Origin of the sequence: Rubrivivax albus (assembly GCF_004016515.1) — a bacterium.
Classification (GTDB): domain Bacteria; phylum Pseudomonadota; class Gammaproteobacteria; order Burkholderiales; family Burkholderiaceae_C; genus Rubrivivax; species Rubrivivax albus.
Map to the genome: position 1 here is coordinate 559,623 of NZ_SACT01000001.1, position 17,603 is coordinate 577,225.

A 17,603-nucleotide genomic window follows, 5' to 3' on the forward strand; every position below is an offset into this window, starting at 1 on the left:
GCTTGGGAACTGCCCGGTGCGTTCATGCCTGGCTCGCGATGCGCTTGAGGTAGATGGCCGTGATCGCCATCGACAGCAGGAACATGAACACCGCCAGCGTGCTGCTGTAGCCAATGTCGCCGTACTCGATGCTGTTCTTGTGGATCAGCATGGCCAGCGTCTCGGTGGCGTTGCCCGGGCCGCCGCGCGTCATGGTGTACGGGATGTCGAAGGTCTGCAGCGCGGTGATGGTGCGGAAGATCAGCGCCACCACGATGGACGGCATCAGCATCGGCAGCGTGATCTCCCGGAACTGCTGCCACTGGCTGGCGCCGTCGACCTCGGCCGCCTCGTACAGCGAGTTCGGGATCATCTGCAGGCCGGCCAGCAGGATCAGCGCCATGAAGCTGCTGCTCTTCCAGATGATGGTCAGGCAGATCGCGGCTATGGCCCAGTTCGGCCGCAGCAGCCACATCGTCGGCTCCGGCTGCAGGCCGCTGAGCAGGTCGTTGACGAAGCCGTACTCGGTGTGGAAGAACCACGCGAAGATCAGGCCGGCGAAGGCCAGCGGCAGCGCCCAGGGCAGCAGCAGCGCCAGCCGCACCGGCCAGCGCCGCTTGAACGGCAGGTTGGCCAGCAGCGCCAGGCCCAGGCCCATGATCAGCGCCCCGGGCACGGTCACCAACGTGATCAGCACCGTGTTCCAGGTGGCGTTCCAGAAGTCCTTGTCCTGCAGCACCAGCGCGTAGTTCTCCAGGCCGACGAAGGGCGCGTTGCCGCCGCCTTGCAGCCGAAGGTCGAAGAAGCTGTTGAAGATCAGCTTGCCGATCGGGTAGACGACGATGAGGGCCAGCAGCGCGAACGCCGGCGCCAGCAGCAGCGCTGCCAGCAGACGGTCCGACGGGTCGCGCAGCCTGGCCAGCATCGCGGTCTCGCCCTCAGCGCATCACGCGGCGCAGGCGGTTCTCGATCTCGTCCACGCCTTCGGCCGGCGTTTTGGTGCGCGCCAGCACCGCGCTGGTGGTGGTGCGGATCACGTCGCTGACCTCGCCGTAGCGCTCGCTCTTGGGCCGGCTCTTGCCGGCCACCACCACGGCGGCGGCGTCCTTGAACCAGGGCACGGCCTTGACCACGTCGGCGTCGGTGTAGGTCTGCGGGTAGACCGGCATCAGCGAGCCTTGCACGGCCAGGAACTTGGCGGAGTCCGGGCTGCTCATGTAGCGCACCAGCTTGGCCGCCTCGGCCTTGCTCTTGCTGAAGGCGCTGACAGCCCACTGCCAGCCGCCGATGCAGGTGGCGCTCTTGCCGCCGGCCACCGCGGGCAGCGGCATCACGCCCACCTTGCCCTGCACGGTGCTGTCCTTGTCGCCCTGGAAGCGGTCCCAGGCGAAGCCCCAGTTGATGGCGAAGACCACCTGCCCGGCCTTGAACTCGTTGACCGTGTCGCCGGTCTTGACCTCGGCGATGTTCTTCTTCATCACGCCCTGGTCCACCAGACCCAGCCAGCCCTGCAGGCCCTTGGCGGCCGCGACCTTGTCCAGCGTCATCTTGCCGGCGGCGTCGTTGAACTCCTTGCCCTGGCTCCAGTAGGGCAGCAGGAAGGTGCAGACCGCGCCCTCGATCGGCGCACCCTGGATGCTCAGGCCCTGCAGTGCGGGGTTGCCCTCGGCGGCCATGATCTTCTTGCTGGCCGCGGCCAGTTCGTCCCAGGTCTTCGGCTCGGCGATGCCGTGCTTGGCCAGGAGGTCCTTGCGGTAGTACATGAACATGCTGTCGGCGAAGGCCGGCAGCGCGGCGATCTTGCCGTCGACCACGTTGGCGCTGGCGTACACCGGCAGGTAGGGCGCCATCACGCTGGCCGGTTCGCCGACGTAGGCGTTCAGCGGCTCGACCCAGCCGCTACTGAAGTACTGCGCCGGGTTGACGACGTCGATCATGAAGACGTCGATGGCGCTGTCCTTGGCGTTGAGCACGGTGCTCAGGTACTGGCGCTGCAGCTCGCTGGTGGCGCCGCCTGTCTCGATCTCGATCTTCACGCCGGGGTTGGCGGCCTGGTACTTGTCGAAGAGCTGGCGCATCAGGTCGGGCCGCTGGTTCTGGCCGCCAGAGAAGACGCGCAGCGTGGTCTGCTGGGCGTGGGCGGCGCCTGCGGCCAGCAGCGCGGCGGCCGTCAGGGCTGCAAGGGTGGTGCGACGTTGCATTCGGAGTCTCCTTGTGCCGGGTGTTGTCAGACGGCCGACCCGGATTCGGCGTGGAACAGGTGCAGGTGCTGCGGCTGCAGGTGCAGCGTAACGGTGGTGCCCGGGCGTTCCCGGAAGTCGGCCGGCCCGCGGGCGATGAGTTCGGCGTTGCCGGCCTTGAGCGTCACCAACGTCTCGGCGCCCAGCGGCTCCAGGAGCACCACCTCGGCCGGCAGGTCCGCGTCGCCGTCCTGGCGCGCGAAGCGCAGGTTCTCCGGGCGGACGCCCAGCTTCAGCGGCGCAGTGGGTGCGCGCGCGGCGAGCTCCTGCGGCAGCGGCACGCGCAGCGGGCCGAGCAGCGCAGCGCCGCCGGCCAGCGTGCAGTCCACCAGGTTCATCGGCGGCGCGCCGGTGAAGCCGGCGACGAACAGCGCGGCCGGCCGGTTGTAGATGGCGTCCGGCGTGTCGTACTGCATCAGCTCGCCGGCCGACAGCACGGCGATGCGGTCGGCCATCGTCATCGCCTCGACCTGGTCGTGCGTGACGTAGATGATGGTGGCCCCCAGGCGCTGATGCAGGCGCTTGATCTCGCTGCGCATCTCGTGGCGCAGCTGGGCGTCCAGGTTGCTCAGCGGCTCGTCGAACAGGAACACCTTGGGCTGGCGCACGATGGCGCGGCCGATGGCCACGCGCTGGCGCTGCCCGCCCGACAGCGCAGCGGGTCGGCGTTCGAGCATGTGCTCGATCTTCAGCAGGCGGGCCGCGTCCATCACCCGGCGCTGGATCTCGTCCTCCGGCGTCTTGCGCAGGCGCAGGCCGAAGGCCATGTTCTCGAACAGCGTCTTGTGCGGGTAGAGCGCGTAGTCCTGGAACACCATCGCGATGTCGCGGCTGCGCGGCGGCAGTTCGTTGACGCGCTGGCCGTCGATGCGCAGTTCGCCGTCGCTGATGCCTTCCAGCCCGGCCACCATGCGCAGCAGCGTGCTCTTGCCGCAACCCGACGGGCCGACGAAGACGACGAACTCGCCGTGCCGCACCTCGAGGTCGATGCCGTGCACCACCTCGACGTTGCCGTAGCGCTTGCGGATACCGCGGAGTTCGACGTTGGCCATGGCGCGCGCCTAGTAGTTGCCGTGGACGCCAGGCGCGCTGTCGCGCAGCTGCTTCAGCGCGCCGGTGCAGGCGCGCATGTACAGGCCCAGGTCCGATGCCAGGCCGACGAAGTGGTAGCCTGCCTCACGCATCTGCTGCACCTGTTCCACCTGCCCCATGACCGTGCCGATGCGGATGCCGGCCGCGCGGGCGCGCTGGGCGGCATCGTGCATCGCCGCCTGCACGTCCGGGTGGCCCACCTGGCCGGGCAGGCCCATGGTGCCGCTGAGGTCACCCGGGCCGAGAAACAGCGCGTCCACGCCGGGCACGGCGGCGATGGCTTCCAGGTTGGCCAGCGCGGTGGGTGTCTCGATCTGCAGGATCACGCTCACCTGCGTGTTGGCGTGGCGGAAGTGGTCGGGCACGGTGCCGAACTTCGAGGCGCGGCTCATCGCCGCCATGCCGCGCACGCCCTCGGGCGGGTAGCGGGTGGCGGCCACGGCGGCAGCGGCCTCCTCGGCGTTCTGCACGAAGGGCACCAGCAGCGTGTGCGCACCGCTGTCGAGCACGCGCTTGATGGTGACCGCGTCGTTCCAGGGCACGCGCACGATGGGCAGCATCGGCGAGCCGAGGTTGGCCTGCAGCAGGCTCACCAGGCCGGCCAGGTCCAGCGGCGTGTGCTCCATGTCCAGCACCGCCCAATCGAAGCCCGCGTGGCCGGTGGCCTCGGTGACCAGCGGGCTGGCCGACATGATCCATGTCCCCAGCGGAACGGGCACGCGGTCGAAGAGGGCGTCGAAAGGCTTCGTCATCAGAAGATGTCCGGTTCGGGCGTGGGTGCGGTGCCCATCAGGAAGTCGAGGTCGCAGCCTTCGTCGGCCTGCGTCACGTGCTGCTGGTACAGGCGCGTGAAGCCGCGTTCGTAGCGCGAGGCCGGCGGCACCCAGGCGGCGCGGCGGCGGGCGATTTCGGCGTCGTCCACGCAGAGCGTCAGGGTTCGGGCCTCGAGGTCCAGCGCGATCTCATCGCCGTCCTTCACCAGCGCCAGCGGGCCGCCGACGGCGCTTTCGGGGCTGACGTGCAGCACGCAGCTGCCGTAGTGGGTGCCGCTCATGCGCGCGTCGCTCAGGCGCAGAAGGTCGCGCACGCCGCGGTCCAGCAGCTTCTTGGGGATCGGCAGGTTGCCCCACTCCGGCATGCCCGGCGCGCCCACCGGGCCGCCACCGCGCAGCACCAGCACGCTGTCCTCGTCCACCGGCAGGGCCGGGTCGTGGATGCGCGCCATCATGTCGGCCGGGCCGTCGAAGACGATGGCACGGCCGCGGTGGTGGAAGTAGCGCGGGCTGGCCGCGGCAGGCTTCATCACCGCGCCGCCGGGGCAGAGGTTGCCGCGCAGCACGGCCAGCGCGCCGTTGGCGCTGACCGGGCGGTCCAGCGGGCGGATGACCTCGTCGTCCAGCACGGTGCGGCCTTCGAGGTTCCGTCCGACGCTCTGGCCAGTGACCGTCATCTCGCCCAGCGACAGCCGGTCGCTCAGACGCTGCATCAGCGCCGGCAGACCGCCGGCGTAGTGGAAGTCCTCCATCAGCCGGTCGCCGCTGGGGAACAGGTTGGCCAGCACCGGCACCTCGCGGCCCAGGCGGTCCAGGTCGTCCAGGGAGAGCTCGACACCGGCGCGGCCGGCCATCGCGATGATGTGGATGGCGGCGTTGGTGCTGCCGCCCAGCGCCATCTGCACGGTGGCGGCGTTGAGGAAGGCGCCGCGCGTGAGGATGCGCTGCGGCGTCAGCCCCTCGCGCACCATGGCCACGATGCGCTCGCCGGCCGTGGTGGCGTTGCGCACGTGCTGGGCGTCCATCGCCGGCACAGCGGTGCTGCCGGGCAGCGCCAGGCCCAGGGCCTCGACGATGGCCGTCATCGTGCTGGCCGTGCCCATGGTGTTGCAGGTGCCGGGGCTGCGCGTCATGCGCGCCTCCAGCGCGATCCACTCGGCGGCGTCGATGCGGCCGGCCTGGTGCTCGTCCCAGAACAGCCGTGTGTGCGTGCCGGCGCCCACGGTGCGCGCCTCGCAGCCCTGCGGCGTGCGGCGCAGGTGGCGGTCGTTGAGCATCGGCCCGGCGGCGACGAAGATCGTTGGCAGCCCGGCGCTGACGGCGCCCATCACGGTGGCCGGCGTGGTCTTGTCGCAACCGGCCAGCAGCACCACGCCGTCCACCGGGTGCGAGCGCAGCAGTTCCTCCACCTCCAGCGCCAGCAGGTTGCGGTAGAGCATCGTCGTCGGCTTGACGATGACCTCGCCCAGGCTCAGCGCCGGCAGTTCGAACGGTGTGCCGCCGGCCATCAGGATGCCGCGGCGAACACTCTCCGCTCGCTCGCGCAGGTGCGCGTGGCAGGGTGAGAGCTCGCTCCAGGTGTTGACGATGGCGATGCACGGCCGCGTCAGCACGTCCTGCCGGCGCAGGCCCTGCTGCTGCATGCGCTGGCGGTGCGCAAAGCCGCGCATGCCGGCGTCGGCGAACCAGCGCCGGCTGCGCAGCGGGGGAAAGTCCGGAGTGTCGTCCGACATGTTAGCGGTAACATTAGAGCAAGCCGATGACACTGCCTAGAGGACAAACCCGTGGCCCGTCCGCCTGCTGACGTTGCAGCGGACGGTGCTGCACCGCGACATCGCCGGGGCCATGGCCGCGCCACGCTGCGTGACGTGGCGCAGATGGCGGGCGTCACCGCGATCACCGTCTCGCGCTACCTGCGCCAGCCTGGCGTGGTGGCGCCGGAGACGGCGGCCGCCATCCGCGCCGCGTTGTCGGCCACCGGCTACGTGCCCAACAAGCAGGCCGGCGTGCTGGCCAGCGGGCGCGGCAGCGTGGTGGCGGCCCTGGTGCCCAACCTGGCGCATTCGATCTTCGCGGAGACGCTGCAGGGCCTGTCGCGCAAGCTGGAGGCTGCGGGGCTGGAGTTGCTGGTAGCCGCGTCGGGCTACAGCGTCGAGCGCGAGGAGGCCCAGGTGCGCGCGCTGCTGGGCTGGGCGCCGCGTGCGCTGGTGATCACCGGGCGCCACCACACGCCGGGCACCCTGAAGCTGCTGCGCGAGGCCCAGGCCGGCGGCTGTACCGTGGTGGAGATGTGGGACCACCACGCCCGCAGCCGCGATGGTTTCCCTCAGGTGGGCTTCAACCACCGGGACGCCGGCCGGGAACTGGCCGAACACCTGCTGGCCCACGGACGGCGACGGCTGGTGTACGTGGACAGTGCCGTGGCCGGTGACTACCGGGCGCGCGAGCGCGGCGACGGGTTCCTGGCCGCGGCGCAGGCGGCCGGGGCCCAGGTCTGGCGGGTCGAGGCTCCGGCCGGCGAACCCATCGCGGCCGGGCGCGCCGCCCTGGTGGCACTCTGGGGCGATGCCATCCGCCGCCCCGATGCCTGTGCCTGTGCCAACGACCACCTCGGTTGCGGTGCATTGCTGGGCGCACAGGCGCTGGGGCTGCAGGTGCCGCAGGACATGGCGTTGGTGGGATTCGGCGACTTCGAACTGGCTGCGCACCTGAGCCCTGGCCTGACGACGCTGGCACCCCCACGACAGGAGATAGGCGAACGCACGGCAGACCTGGTGCTGGGGTCAGGCGGCGAGGCTTGCACACGGATCCGGGTGGCGTGCCCGCTGGTGGTTCGCGGCAGTTCCTGAGCCTGGACAGGCGCGGCGCCAAAGGGTACGCCGACGCAGCGCGGACCGGCCGTCACCTTTGGGGCCGTGCGCCTGCGCTGCAGGCGCCAACCCTCGGCACGGCGGTGGCGGACAATGTTGGCGGCCGGCGCCTCAAGTTGCCTCGACGCAGGCCGATGGTCTCCGGAGGGCACCGGCGCGTGCCCCGCTGCGGCGTGGCCAACCCCGGTGCCGCGGGCGGCCTTGAGGCAACGTTGAGGCACCGTTGATGTTCCCGTGATGTCCGAGCCGCCGACAAATCCATTGCACGCAGCGTCGCCGTGGCAGGCCTTCGCGCACCGCGTGCTGTTCGACTATCCGCCACCGGCACGCCGGGCGTGGCTGCTGATCACCGCCGCCGGTGCGGCGGCACTGGTCTGGGCGGCCTGGGAACTGATGACGACGCCACAGACCGGCTCCGTGCCGCTGGGCTTGGCACTGGCGCTGGTGGCGGTGGCCTCCAGCCTGTCGATCCCGTTGCCGCGCTCGTCGTACTCGCTGAGCATCGGCGACGTCTTCGTGTTCGGCGTGCTGGTGACCCTGGGTCCCGCGGCCGCGGTGCTTGCCTCGGGCATCGACGCGCTGGCCGGTACGCTGCGCATCTCCAAGCGTTTGAGCAGCCGCCTGGCCACACCGGCGGCGTCCATGGCCGCGATGGCGGTGTGCGCGGCGGCCTTCGAGGTGGCGCGGCGCCTGCTGGTCGGCCAGGGCCTGGGCGTCGAGGCAGCGACCGTGGCGGCGCTGGCGCTGGTGTCGCTGGTGCCCTTCGCGCTGTCGCTGACGATGCTGATGGCCATGACATCGCTCAAGCGCGGGGAACCGCTGGTCCCCGCCCGCTGGCTGCTGGATTCGAGCTGGATGGCGGCCATCTACGTCGCCTCGGCGCTGATCGCCGGGCTCGTGCACCTGCAGTCGCAGCGTTTCGGCGGGACGCCGCTGCTGGTCTCGGCGCTCTCGGCCATCGTGATCATGCTGCTGCTGCGCATGGCGGTGCTCCGGCAGGAGGCCGAGCGTCAACGGCAGGACGCCGAACTCTCCCAGGCGCAGCGCGACGCATTGCTGAGCCACCAGCGGTTCGAGGCGGCGTTCAGCCATGCCGCCATCGGCATGGTCGTCGTCCGGCCCGACGGCCGCATGCTCCAGGTGAACGATGCATTCTGCGAGCTGCTGCAGCGGGAACGCGACGAGCTGCTGGAGCAGCCCTTCGAGGCACTGCTGAGCCCTTCCGAACTGCCGTTGCTGCAGGACCGTGCCCAGGCGGCGCGGCTCTCGCACGACGACGCCTTCACGACGGAGATCCAGGTCACCCGGCGTGACGGGCAGACCCGTTGGGTCGCCGTGCACTGCAGCCGCTACGAGGACCCGGATGGCGGCGGGCCCTGCCTGATCTTCCAGTGGCACGACGTCACCTCACGCCACCTGGCCGAGAGCCGCCTCAGCCACATCGCCTACCACGACGATCTCACCGGTCTGGCCAACCGTCACGGCTTCCATGAACGGCTGAAGGCCGCAGCGGAATGTGCAAGGCACGAACCGCAACGCGGCTTTGCCGTGCTGTACCTCGACCTCGACCGCTTCAAGCTGGTCAACGACAGCCTGGGTCATGGTGCCGGCAACGAACTCCTGCGCGAGGTGGCGGCCAGGCTGCGCGGTGTCGTCCGCCCAGGCGACCTGGTGGCAAGGCTGGGGGGCGACGAATTCGCCATCCTGGTGGACATGCCGGGCGAGTTGCAGGCGCCGCTGCAACTCGCGCGACGCGTGATCGAGGAACTGAGCCGCCCGGCCGTGCTGCTGGCCACCGAAGTCGTGCCCGGGGTCAGCATCGGTGTCACGGCCAGCGACGTCGGCAACAGGAGCGCCGACGAGATCATGCGCGACGCCGACCTCGCGATGTACGAGGCCAAGGCCGCGGGCCGTGGTCGCGTCGTGCGCTTCGACCGTTCGATGCACGACAAGGTGGCGGAGAAGCTGGCGCTGGAGACCGACCTTCGGCGCGCCATCGCGCAAGGCCAGCTAGCAGTGCAGTACCAGCCGATCTACCAGCTCGAGCCCCGCCGGCTCGCTGGCTTCGAGGCGTTGGCCCGCTGGCAGCACCCGCAGCGGGGTGCCATCAGTCCCGCCGTCTTCATCGCGCTGGCCGAAGAGTCCGGCTGCATCGAGGCGCTGACCGACTGGGTCATCGACCAGTCGATGGCGCAGCTGGTCCGCTGGCAGAGCGGCCGGTCGGATCTGCAGCACCTGGGCATGCACGTCAACATCTGCAGCCGCGACCTCGCGCGGGTCAGCCTGGCACCGCATGTCAGGCAGGTTCTGCAGCGGCACCAGGCCGCACCCGGGAGCCTGACCCTCGAACTGACGGAAACCGTGCTCATGGGGCGCCTGGAGTCCGCGCTGCGCACCATGGACAGCCTGCGGGCTGGCGGCGTGCGGTTCTCCGTCGACGACTTCGGCACCGGCTACTCGTCGCTGTCGTACCTGGCCAGGCTGCCGATCAACAGCCTGAAGATCGACCGCTCGTTCGTGGCGGCCCTGCACGAGGGCCGGCAGAGCCTGGAGATCGTGCGCGCCATGCTGACGCTGGGCCGCGCCCTGGGGCACAAGGTGATCGCCGAAGGCATCGAGACCCCGGCGCAGCTGGCGACGCTGCGCCAGCTCGGCGTGCACGAAGGCCAGGGCTACCTGCTGGGACGGCCGATGGATGCAGGCGCGGTCACCGCGCTGCTGGAGGTGGCCGACGCCGGCGAACGCGACGCCAGTGGTATGCGCCCCTGAAACCCCTGCGCCCGACCAGACGGGCGGGTGTTGCGCTGCAGTGGTCCGGGACCGGCGGCGCCGGCCACCGGACGACCGCCGGTCAACCGGGCTGCAACGCCATTGCAACGCCGTTGCAGGCACAGTCGCGACACCAAGGAGGACAGCGATGAACCCGACCACATTCCGACTGCTGCGCCACGCCACGGCGTGGCTGATCGCCGGTACCGCCGCCACCGCCCAGGCTGGTTACGACCGCACCATCGTCATCGAAGACGCCGTCCGGGCGATCAGCATTGCATCCGGCGTGTTCCCCGGTGACCCGTTCCTGTTTCACTTCGACGACGCGACCGAACTGCCGGTCGGCCCGTTGACGCTGACCGTGTTCGGGACCGGCGATTTCGACGGCCTGGGCAACGACGGCGGCGTGATCGGCGGTGACGACGGCGCGCTGGAGGTCTTCGGCGTCGGGCTGGAGTTCTTCAACATCGCGCTCGACGGCGATACCGACATCGGCCCCTTCAATGGCGCGCGCAGCTTTTCGGTGTCCGGCACGGTGGGCATGGGTGCCCAATACTTCGCCGACGGGCTCGTGGGCAGCATCGTCCTCGGCATGGGCGTCGACGCCAACCAGCCAGGCGACTTCCTGGCGATGCGCCTGCAGTACGACACGCTGCCCGTGCCCGAGCCGGCGCCGTCGGCGATGCTGCTCGGCGGCCTCGCGGCGCTGTGGTTCCGCCGCCGGCTGTCGCCGGTGTCGGGCTGAGGCGGCCTCGGCACGCCACCTGCAGCATCCTCTCGCCCTGGCCGCCAGCGGCGCACGACCCGCGTCACCGGTGGCCGGCAACGGCCACCTTATGCTGCGCGGTCATGGCGGTGCGCTACCAACTGACGTTGCTCGGAAGTTTCGGGCTGCGCGACGACGAGCGGCGCGAGTGCGCGCTGCCCAGCCGGCGACTGGCGGCCCTGCTGGCCTGTCTGGCCCTGGAGTCACCGGCTTCACGGGCCGAGCTGGCCGAGCGCCTGTGGCCGGACCGGGACCATGCGGCGTCGCGCCGCAACCTCCGGCGTGAGCTGGCGCGCATGCGCGATGCCGGGCTGCATGCGCTGCTCGACGCCGATACCCACGAACTGGCCTTGGGGTCCGCGGTGCAGACCGACGCTGCTGCCGCGCTGCAGGCGGTGCACCAGGGTGACCTTGCCACGGCACTGGCCGAGTGGTCGGGCCCATTGTTGGCAGGTTTCACGCTGGCCGAGGCGCCGGCCTTTGACGCCTGGCTGCAGACGCATCGCGAGGCGTGGGCGCAGCGCTGGCGCGAGGTGGCCCAGGCGCATGCGGAACATCTGGAACAAGAGGGCGCCTTGCGCGAGGCGCTGCACTGGCAGGAGCGCCTGCGTGCCGAGTCGCCGCTGCAGGAACGCCACCACGCCGCGGTGATGCGGCTGCACCACCGCCTGGGCGAACCCGGCGCGGCGCTGGCGGCCTTCGGCCACTGCGAAGCCGTGCTGCGCAGCGAACTCGGCGTCGCACCCAGCACGGGCATCCAGGCCCTGGCAGAGCGGATGCGCGCGGCCCAGCGCATGGCACCGGCGTTGCACCGCGCCGTGGAGGTGCCATGCCCAGGACTGGACCTGCCGCTGATCGGGCGCGATGCCGAGTCGGCCACGCTGGCAGAAACATCGGCACCGGTGCTGCTGATCGAAGGCGAACCCGGTGTCGGCAAGACCCGCCTCGTGCAGGAAACCTTGCGCGCCACCACCACGCTGGCCATGCCCTGCGCGGCGCAGGCCCGCCATTGCGCGCTCTACCCGGTCGGCGAGGCGCTGACCGCGGCGCTGGCGTCGCCGCTGCACGCCGAGCGTCTGGCCAGAGTGCCGGCACGGGCGCGGCGGGAAGCCGCGCGTTGGATGCCGGCGCTTGCTGCGCCCGGGATGCCGCCCGCTGAAGGCCCGTTGGGCGATGCCGCCGAGCGCGAGCGCCTGTTCGAGGCCTTGGCCGACTTGATGGATGCCCTGGCCACGCCAACGGGCACGTTGTGGATCGACGACCTGCACGAGGCAGACGAAGCCACGTTGTCGCTGCTGGCATTGCTGGCGCACCGGCGCGGCCAGGCGCCCCAGACCCATGTGCGTGTCGTGGTGGCGGCACGCCTGCACGAGCTCGAGGCCCATTCCCTCGCAGCCGACCTCGTGCGTCGCCTGCGCCATGCCGGCCTGTTGCAGACCCTGTCGCTGGCGCCGCTCACACTCGCTCAGACCCAGCATCTGGTGCGCGTTGCTTCAGGCGCGGCGGTCGGTGGCCTGTTCGCCGCGCGGCTGCAGCGCGCCACCCACGGCAACCCCTTGCACCTCGTCGAGACGCTGCGCTTCCTGCTCGACAGCGGTGAGGTCCAGAGGCGGACGGACGGCCGCTGGCACACACGCTATGACGAAGCCACGACGGACTACGCCGAGCTGCCTGTGCCGCCGACGCTGGCAGCCACCATCGTGGACCGCGTCGGGCGCCTGTCGGTGGCGGCGCGCCAGTTGGTGGAAGCGGCCACGCTGTCGCGGCCGGGATTCACGCTGGCCCAGCTGCAACCCGCCACTGCGCTCGACGACTGGGCGGCTGTGGACGGCCTTGAAGAGGCGCTGCGCCTGCGTCTGTTCACCCAGGTGGCCGTCGGTGACACCGGGCGCCTGCCCCGCAGTGCCCCGCTGCCGCGGTACCGGCTGGCGCACGAGATCACACGCGACGCGCTCGTGCCCACGCTGCGACCGGAACGCCGTCGCCTCATCCATGAACGACTGGCCGGAGCCCTGATCGCGCAGCACGCCGCCGCCGACCACGTCGCGTGGCATCTCGGCCAGGCGGGTCTGGCTGATCAGGCCCTGCCCTGGCACCTGGACGCCGCCCAGGAGGCACGGCAAGCGGCGTCATGGCCAGGCGCACTGTGGCATCTGGAACAGGCCTGGACGGCCATGGACGCGGCGGAGCCCGGCCTTCGTCTGGACTGCCTGCACGCGCGCATCGACGCGGCGCGACGCGGCTTCGACCTGGCCGCGATGGCACGTGCCATCGATGACCTTCAAACCGAGGGCGCGCGCACGGCGGATGCCGCGATGGGGCTGGAAGCGCTCGTGCTGCGCGCCGAGCTCGGCCAGCTTCGCAAGGCGCCGGTGCCGGCGATCGCACCACTGCGCGACGCGCTGCTGGCCGGACGCTTCGATGCCCTGCCTCCGCTTCGGCTGCGGGCCGTGGTGGCGTTGGGCACGGCCCTGCTGGCCGCGGGGCAGGTGGACGCGGCGCAGGCCGTGCTGTCCGACGCTCGGGCCGTCGAGGGCGATGGCGATGCCCCGCAGCGGGCGAGCCTGCTCTGTGCCCGCGCCAACGCCGCCCGCCTGTCGCAGCAGCCGGCGCAGGCACTGGGCCTGCTGCAGGCGGCACTGGCGCATCTGGACGGGCCGACGCAGGTCGAGGCACGATTGCAGGCACTGAACCTGCTCGCCCACACGCAGTTCATGCTGGGGCAACCGCGGGAGGCCGTGGCGACGCTCGAGGCGGCACTGGCCGACGCCGAGAAAGGGCGCATCGTGCCCGTGCTGCGCACCGTGCTGCCCAACCTGGTCACCTTGCACGTGGTGCAGGGGGATCTGCCGCGCGCGCGCCGGTACCTTCAGCGTGGCATGCGTGCCTTGCGCAGCGTGGACAACCCGGCCACGCATGCCGCCCTGTTCGGCCGCTTGGCCGAACTCGAGATCACCGCCGGTCAGCTGGGGGCGGCGTTGCAGGCCGCCCGGGAAAGTATGGCCCGCTTCGAAACGAACGGCGGAGGATCGCAGGACTACGCGCCCTGGGTGCTGTGCGGCGTGGTCTTCGACTGCGCCGGTGCGCCCGAGCGTACCGCGTCGCTGTTCAGCGGGCTGCCGGCCTCACCCGCCTGCACCCCGGGTGCAGGTCCGGCTGCCCTGGTTCGCCTCAAGACGCTCGCCGCCTCGGTGCCAGCGGCGACAGCGGCGCAGGCTCAGGCCATCGCCGACGCCCTGCAGGCCCTGAGGCAGGCCCCTGAGGCCGCCTATCCCGCTGCCGAGGCGGACTTCTGGTGCGCATTGGCGTTGCACCAGGCTGGCCGGCCTGCCGAGGCGCTGGCGCTGGCCGAGTCGATCGAGGCTGCCGACCTCGGCCTGGCGCAGCACTCGGCGTCGCTGTGGGCGTTGCGGCTGCGTGCCGCGACGGCCGCGAATGTCCTGACGCCAACCCTGGTGGCGCACGCCGAGGCCCAGGTGGCGCGTGCGCCGCCGGTGCCCGCCCTGGACCTGGCGTGCGCACTGGCGGCCGCTCACGATGCCCTGAAGGACGTCGCGGCCGCAGAGCGCTGGTCATCGGCTGGTCGACGGCGCGCCAAGGCACTGGCCTCCAGCCTGGCGGGCGAGCATCCGGATCTGGCGGCTAGCCTGCTGCATCGCTGGCAAGGTGCGCTCCGACGGTCGCTCGATCGCGGCCTGCGCTGAGCGAGGGTTCTCGGGTCCAGGGCCGTCGCCTGCGTCAGGTCGGGCTGGGGCCTCAGATGTCGTCGGCGAAGTGCCCCGTCTGCGTCGGCGACGCATCGAACCCGTAGCGCCCGCACAGCACCTCCCAGGCCTCGTCGGCGGTGTCGACCACGCTGAAGAGCTTCTCGTCGCCCGGGGAGATCATGCCGGTCTCCACCAGCCAGGCGAAGTCCACCAGCCGTGACCAGAACTCGCGGCCCACCAGCACCACCGGGCGGCGGCGCACCTTGCCGGTTTGCTGCAGCGTCAGCACCTCGAAGAGCTCGTCCAGGGTGCCGAAGCCGCCCGGGAAGCACACCAGGCCGATGCTGCGCATCAGGAAGTGCATCTTGCGCAGTGCGAAGTAGTGGAACTGGAAACACAGCTCCGGCGTGATGTACGGGTTGGGCGCCTGCTCGTGCGGCAGCACGATGTTCAGGCCGATGCTCTTGCCGCCGATTTCGAAGGCGCCGCGGTTGCCGGCTTCCATGATGCCGGGCCCGCCGCCGGTGACCACGACCACCGGCGTGTGATGGTCGCGCGTGCGTTCGGTGACCATGGCGGCGAAGCGCCGCGCCTCGTCGTAGTAGCGGCTCATGCCCAGCGCGCGCTCGGCCCGGGCCACCGCGGCGGCGTCGCCGATGGCCTGTGCCTCCTGCAGCCGCGCCTGTGCGTCCTCCGGCGCCGGGATGCGTGCGCTGCCGAAGATGACGATGGTGGACTCGATGCCGAGCTCCTGCTGGATCAGTTCCGGCTTGAGCAGCTCCAGCTGCATGCGCACCGGGCGCAGTTCCTCGCGCAGCAGGAAGGCTTCGTCGGTGAAGGCCAGGCGGTATGCGCTCTCGGGGCCCGCATAGCGGTCCACCGGCTTGACCGCCAGGGCTTCGTCCTGCGCACTGGGGAAGTTGCGCGCGTGCAGTTCGGCGAGTTTGTCGTCCATGCCCGGGAGCTTACGCCGGATCAGTGACGGCTCAGGGTCTGCACGTACTCGTGCGCGCCGGTGACCACGGTGGAAACGCGGTACTCCACGGGCCGGTCACCGAAGGTCAGCGCGGTGCGCCGCACCTCCAGCACCGGCTGGCTGCGGGTGATGCCCAGGGCCTGCGCCACGTCGGCGTCGGCCGCCACCGCGCGCACCCGCTCGCGGGCCCGCAGCACGGTGATGGCGAAGGCGTCCTGGTACAGGCGGTAGATGGTGCTCGGGCGCTCGACGAAGCGCTTGGCAGTCAGGCCGCGGAAGTGCGAGAGCGGCAACTGCAGCCGGTCGTGCACCACGGCCCGGCCCTGCAGGCGCAGGCGGTTCTCGATCCGCCAGGCGGCACTGCCGGGGCGAAGGCCCAGCGCGTCGGCCGCGTCGTCGTCCAATCGGCCGCGTTCGAAGCGGATGGTCTCCACCTCGGGCGCCTCGCGCAGCCCGTCGGCGCGCTCGACGTGGAAGAAGTGGAACAGGAAGCGCTCGGCGTCGTGATGGGCCACGAAGGTGCCGCGGCCCTGCCGGCGCAGCAGCACGTGGCTGGCGACGAGTTCGCCGACGGCCTGTCGCAGCGTGCCGATGGACACGCCGAACTGGCTGGCGAGGTCGCGCTCGTTGGGCAGCACCGATCCTGGCGGCATGGCGCCGGACTCGATGGCCGCCAGCAGGCGGCGCGCGACGACGCGGTACAGCGGCACGCCGACACCTTCGTGGACGATGGGTTGGAACGCGGGGGGCGGGTGGACGGTGGGCATGGCCGAGATCCGGCAGCAGGGTTGGGCCGACCTTAGACATGCAGGTCATGCAGATGACCTAGAGATTACGCTGAGTCATCTAGATGACCTGGTTGCCTTCGCGGTGCAGACGTCTACGATGCGCCGCAAGCGCTGCCAAGGTGAGCCGCGCGCTGGAGAACACAGATGATTCATTTCGTAGTGCACGAGGACGGCGACTCGGTGGGGACCATCGTGGTCGAGGGCGTCAAGAAGGGCGCCAAGCTCAATGGCTGGATCATGGAACAGGACAAGATGACCACCCTGTCCACGCGCAGCGACATCCCGATCGGACACAAGGTCGCGCTGCAGAACCTGAAGAAGGATGACACCGTCATCAAGTACGGCGTCGACATCGGCCGTGTCGTCGCGCCGATCAAGGCGGGCGAGCATCTGCACGTGCACAACGTCAAGACCAAGCGCTGGTGAGCTGCGCATCCCCGAACCTCAAGGACTGTCCATGATCAACAAGAAGACCACCTTCCTCGGCTACCGGCGCGAGAACGGCCGCGTGGGTGTGCGCAACCACGTCATCATCCTGCCGGTCGACGACATCTCCAATGCCGCCTGCGAGGCGGTGGCCAACAACATCAAGGGCACGATCGCGCTGCCCCACCCGTACGGACGGCTGCAATTCGGCGCCGACCTGGACCTGCACTTCCGCACCCTGATCGGCACCGGGGCGAATCCGAACGTCGCCGCCGTGGTCGTCATCGGCATCGAGCCGGGCTGGACCAAGCTGGTCGCCGACGGCATCGCCAAGACCGGCAAGCCCGTGCAGGGCTTCTCGATCTCGCAGAACGGCGATCACGCGACGATCATGAACGCGTCCCGGGCCGCGCGCGAGATGGTGCAGTGGGCCTCGGAGAAGCAGCGCGAGGTCTGCCCGATCTCCGACCTGTGGGTGTCCACCAAGTGCGGCGAATCCGACACCACCTCGGGCTGCGGCGCCAATCCGACCGTCGGCAACGCGTTCGACAAGCTCTACAAGCTCGGCACCACGCTGTGCTTCGGCGAAACCAGCGAACTGACGGGCGGCGAACACCTGGTGGCGGCCCGCTGCCGCACGCCCGAGGTGCGGGCGCAGTTCATGGACATGTTCAACAAGTACCAGGCCATGATCGACCGTCACAAGACGACCGATCTGTCGGAGAGCCAGCCGACCAAGGGCAACATTGCCGGCGGCCTGACGACGATCGAGGAAAAGGCGCTGGGCAACATCCAGAAGATCGGCAAGAAGTGCAAGGTCGACGGCGTGCTCGACTATGCCGAGACGCCGACCGGCCCGGGCCTGTGGTTCATGCAGTCGAGTTCGGCCGCGGCCGAGATGGTCACCCTGTGTGCGGCCGCAGGCTACGTGGTGCACTTCTTCCCCACCGGCCAGGGCAACATCGTCGGCAACCCGATCGTGCCGGTGATCAAGATCTGCGCCAACCCGCGCACGGTGCGCACGATGGGCGAGCATGTCGACGTCGACACCTCGGGGCTGCTGCAGCGCGAGATGAACATGGACGGTGCCGGCGACAAGCTGCTCGAGTGCATGTTGCGCACCTCGAACGGGCGGCTGACCGCGGCCGAGGCACTCGGCCACCGTGAGTTCGTGCTGACGCGCCTGTACGAGAGCGCCTGAGTGACCACCAGGCCCG

Annotated in this window: 13 protein-coding genes; 6 read left to right on the top strand and 7 right to left on the bottom strand. The window is 70.5% G+C overall.

All coding sequences use genetic code 11. The features are described 5' to 3' along the window. Positions 1-22 precede the first annotated feature (22 nt). From ENE75_RS02580 to ENE75_RS02600, 5 genes are read right to left on the bottom strand one after another with little or no spacing between them, the layout of a single operon-like run. Positions 23-904, bottom strand: coding sequence for a carbohydrate ABC transporter permease (locus tag ENE75_RS02580; RefSeq protein WP_128195312.1), 882 nt, complete (start codon positions 902-904; stop codon positions 23-25). 13 nt (positions 905-917) lie between these two features. Further along, positions 918-2,180 carry an ABC transporter substrate-binding protein gene (locus tag ENE75_RS02585; RefSeq protein ID WP_128195314.1) on the bottom strand — a complete coding sequence of 421 codons (1,263 nt, stop codon included), beginning with the start codon at positions 2,178-2,180 and terminating at the stop codon, positions 918-920. A gap of 26 nt (positions 2,181-2,206) precedes the next feature. Next, positions 2,207-3,271 (bottom strand): ABC transporter ATP-binding protein, encoded by a 1,065-nt coding sequence (locus ENE75_RS02590; RefSeq protein ID WP_128195316.1) that lies wholly within the window; start codon positions 3,269-3,271, stop codon positions 2,207-2,209. Between the two features lie 9 nt (positions 3,272-3,280). Continuing rightward, positions 3,281-4,063 carry an HpcH/HpaI aldolase family protein gene (locus ENE75_RS02595; RefSeq protein WP_128195318.1) on the bottom strand — a complete coding sequence of 261 codons (783 nt, stop codon included), beginning with the start codon at positions 4,061-4,063 and terminating at the stop codon, positions 3,281-3,283. After that, a complete protein-coding gene (locus ENE75_RS02600) occupies positions 4,063-5,817 on the bottom strand; it encodes an IlvD/Edd family dehydratase (protein WP_128195320.1) in 1,755 nt (584 codons plus the stop codon). Before ENE75_RS02600 ends, ENE75_RS02595 begins: the two co-directional genes overlap by 1 nt. A 51-nt stretch (positions 5,818-5,868) precedes the next feature. Between ENE75_RS02600 and ENE75_RS02605 the strand changes: the two genes are divergently transcribed. The 4 genes from ENE75_RS02605 to ENE75_RS02620 all read left to right on the top strand — a co-directional run bounded on the left by ENE75_RS02605 (position 5,869) and on the right by ENE75_RS02620 (position 14,193). Beyond that, a complete protein-coding gene (locus ENE75_RS02605) occupies positions 5,869-6,933 on the top strand; it encodes a LacI family DNA-binding transcriptional regulator (RefSeq protein WP_128195322.1) in 1,065 nt (354 codons plus the stop codon). 258 nt (positions 6,934-7,191) lie between these two features. Next, positions 7,192-9,723: an EAL domain-containing protein gene (locus ENE75_RS02610; protein ID WP_128195324.1), complete on the top strand. Its 2,532-nt coding sequence runs from the start codon at positions 7,192-7,194 to the stop codon at positions 9,721-9,723. A gap of 148 nt (positions 9,724-9,871) precedes the next feature. Then, positions 9,872-10,468, top strand: a complete 597-nt coding sequence (locus ENE75_RS02615) for a PEP-CTERM sorting domain-containing protein (RefSeq protein ID WP_158288840.1) — start codon at positions 9,872-9,874, stop codon at positions 10,466-10,468. Between the two features lie 104 nt (positions 10,469-10,572). Continuing rightward, a complete protein-coding gene (locus ENE75_RS02620) occupies positions 10,573-14,193 on the top strand; it encodes an ATP-binding protein (RefSeq protein WP_128195329.1) in 3,621 nt (1,206 codons plus the stop codon). Between the two features lie 52 nt (positions 14,194-14,245). Here the strand turns inward: ENE75_RS02620 and ENE75_RS02625 are convergent, their stop codons facing one another. Both ENE75_RS02625 and ENE75_RS02630 read right to left on the bottom strand, forming a co-directional pair. Beyond that, positions 14,246-15,151 carry an LOG family protein gene (locus ENE75_RS02625; RefSeq protein ID WP_128195331.1) on the bottom strand — a complete coding sequence of 302 codons (906 nt, stop codon included), beginning with the start codon at positions 15,149-15,151 and terminating at the stop codon, positions 14,246-14,248. Positions 15,152-15,171: 20 nt separating this feature from the next. After that, on the bottom strand, positions 15,172-15,939 hold the full coding sequence (locus ENE75_RS02630) for a GntR family transcriptional regulator (RefSeq protein WP_128195333.1): 768 nt from the start codon (positions 15,937-15,939) through the stop codon (positions 15,172-15,174). A gap of 165 nt (positions 15,940-16,104) precedes the next feature. Here ENE75_RS02630 and ENE75_RS02635 point away from each other — a divergent pair, with 165 nt between their 5' ends. Both ENE75_RS02635 and ENE75_RS02640 read left to right on the top strand, forming a co-directional pair. Continuing rightward, complete coding sequence (locus tag ENE75_RS02635) at positions 16,105-16,386, top strand: UxaA family hydrolase (RefSeq protein WP_128195335.1); 282 nt, start codon at positions 16,105-16,107, stop codon at positions 16,384-16,386. A gap of 31 nt (positions 16,387-16,417) precedes the next feature. Further along, a complete protein-coding gene (locus ENE75_RS02640; RefSeq protein ID WP_199232196.1) occupies positions 16,418-17,587 on the top strand; it encodes a UxaA family hydrolase in 1,170 nt (389 codons plus the stop codon). The last annotated feature ends 16 nt before the right edge of the window (positions 17,588-17,603 follow it).

What these genes read in the sequence shown, in the direction of transcription:
- ENE75_RS02580 (WP_128195312.1), bottom strand. Translation starts at nt 904, where the DNA reads ATGCTGGCCAGGCTGCGCGACCCGTCGGACCGTCTGCTGGCAGCGCTG.
- ENE75_RS02585 (WP_128195314.1), bottom strand. Translation starts at nt 2,180, where the DNA reads ATGCAACGTCGCACCACCCTTGCAGCCCTGACGGCCGCCGCGCTGCTG.
- ENE75_RS02590 (WP_128195316.1), bottom strand. Translation starts at nt 3,271, where the DNA reads ATGGCCAACGTCGAACTCCGCGGTATCCGCAAGCGCTACGGCAACGTC.
- ENE75_RS02595 (WP_128195318.1), bottom strand. Translation starts at nt 4,063, where the DNA reads ATGACGAAGCCTTTCGACGCCCTCTTCGACCGCGTGCCCGTTCCGCTG.
- ENE75_RS02600 (WP_128195320.1), bottom strand. Translation starts at nt 5,817, where the DNA reads ATGTCGGACGACACTCCGGACTTTCCCCCGCTGCGCAGCCGGCGCTGG.
- ENE75_RS02610 (WP_128195324.1), top strand. Translation starts at nt 7,192, where the DNA reads ATGTCCGAGCCGCCGACAAATCCATTGCACGCAGCGTCGCCGTGGCAG.
- ENE75_RS02615 (WP_158288840.1), top strand. Translation starts at nt 9,872, where the DNA reads ATGAACCCGACCACATTCCGACTGCTGCGCCACGCCACGGCGTGGCTG.
- ENE75_RS02620 (WP_128195329.1), top strand. Translation starts at nt 10,573, where the DNA reads ATGGCGGTGCGCTACCAACTGACGTTGCTCGGAAGTTTCGGGCTGCGC.
- ENE75_RS02625 (WP_128195331.1), bottom strand. Translation starts at nt 15,151, where the DNA reads ATGGACGACAAACTCGCCGAACTGCACGCGCGCAACTTCCCCAGTGCG.
- ENE75_RS02630 (WP_128195333.1), bottom strand. Translation starts at nt 15,939, where the DNA reads ATGCCCACCGTCCACCCGCCCCCCGCGTTCCAACCCATCGTCCACGAA.
- ENE75_RS02635 (WP_128195335.1), top strand. Translation starts at nt 16,105, where the DNA reads ATGATTCATTTCGTAGTGCACGAGGACGGCGACTCGGTGGGGACCATC.
- ENE75_RS02640 (WP_199232196.1), top strand. Translation starts at nt 16,418, where the DNA reads ATGATCAACAAGAAGACCACCTTCCTCGGCTACCGGCGCGAGAACGGC.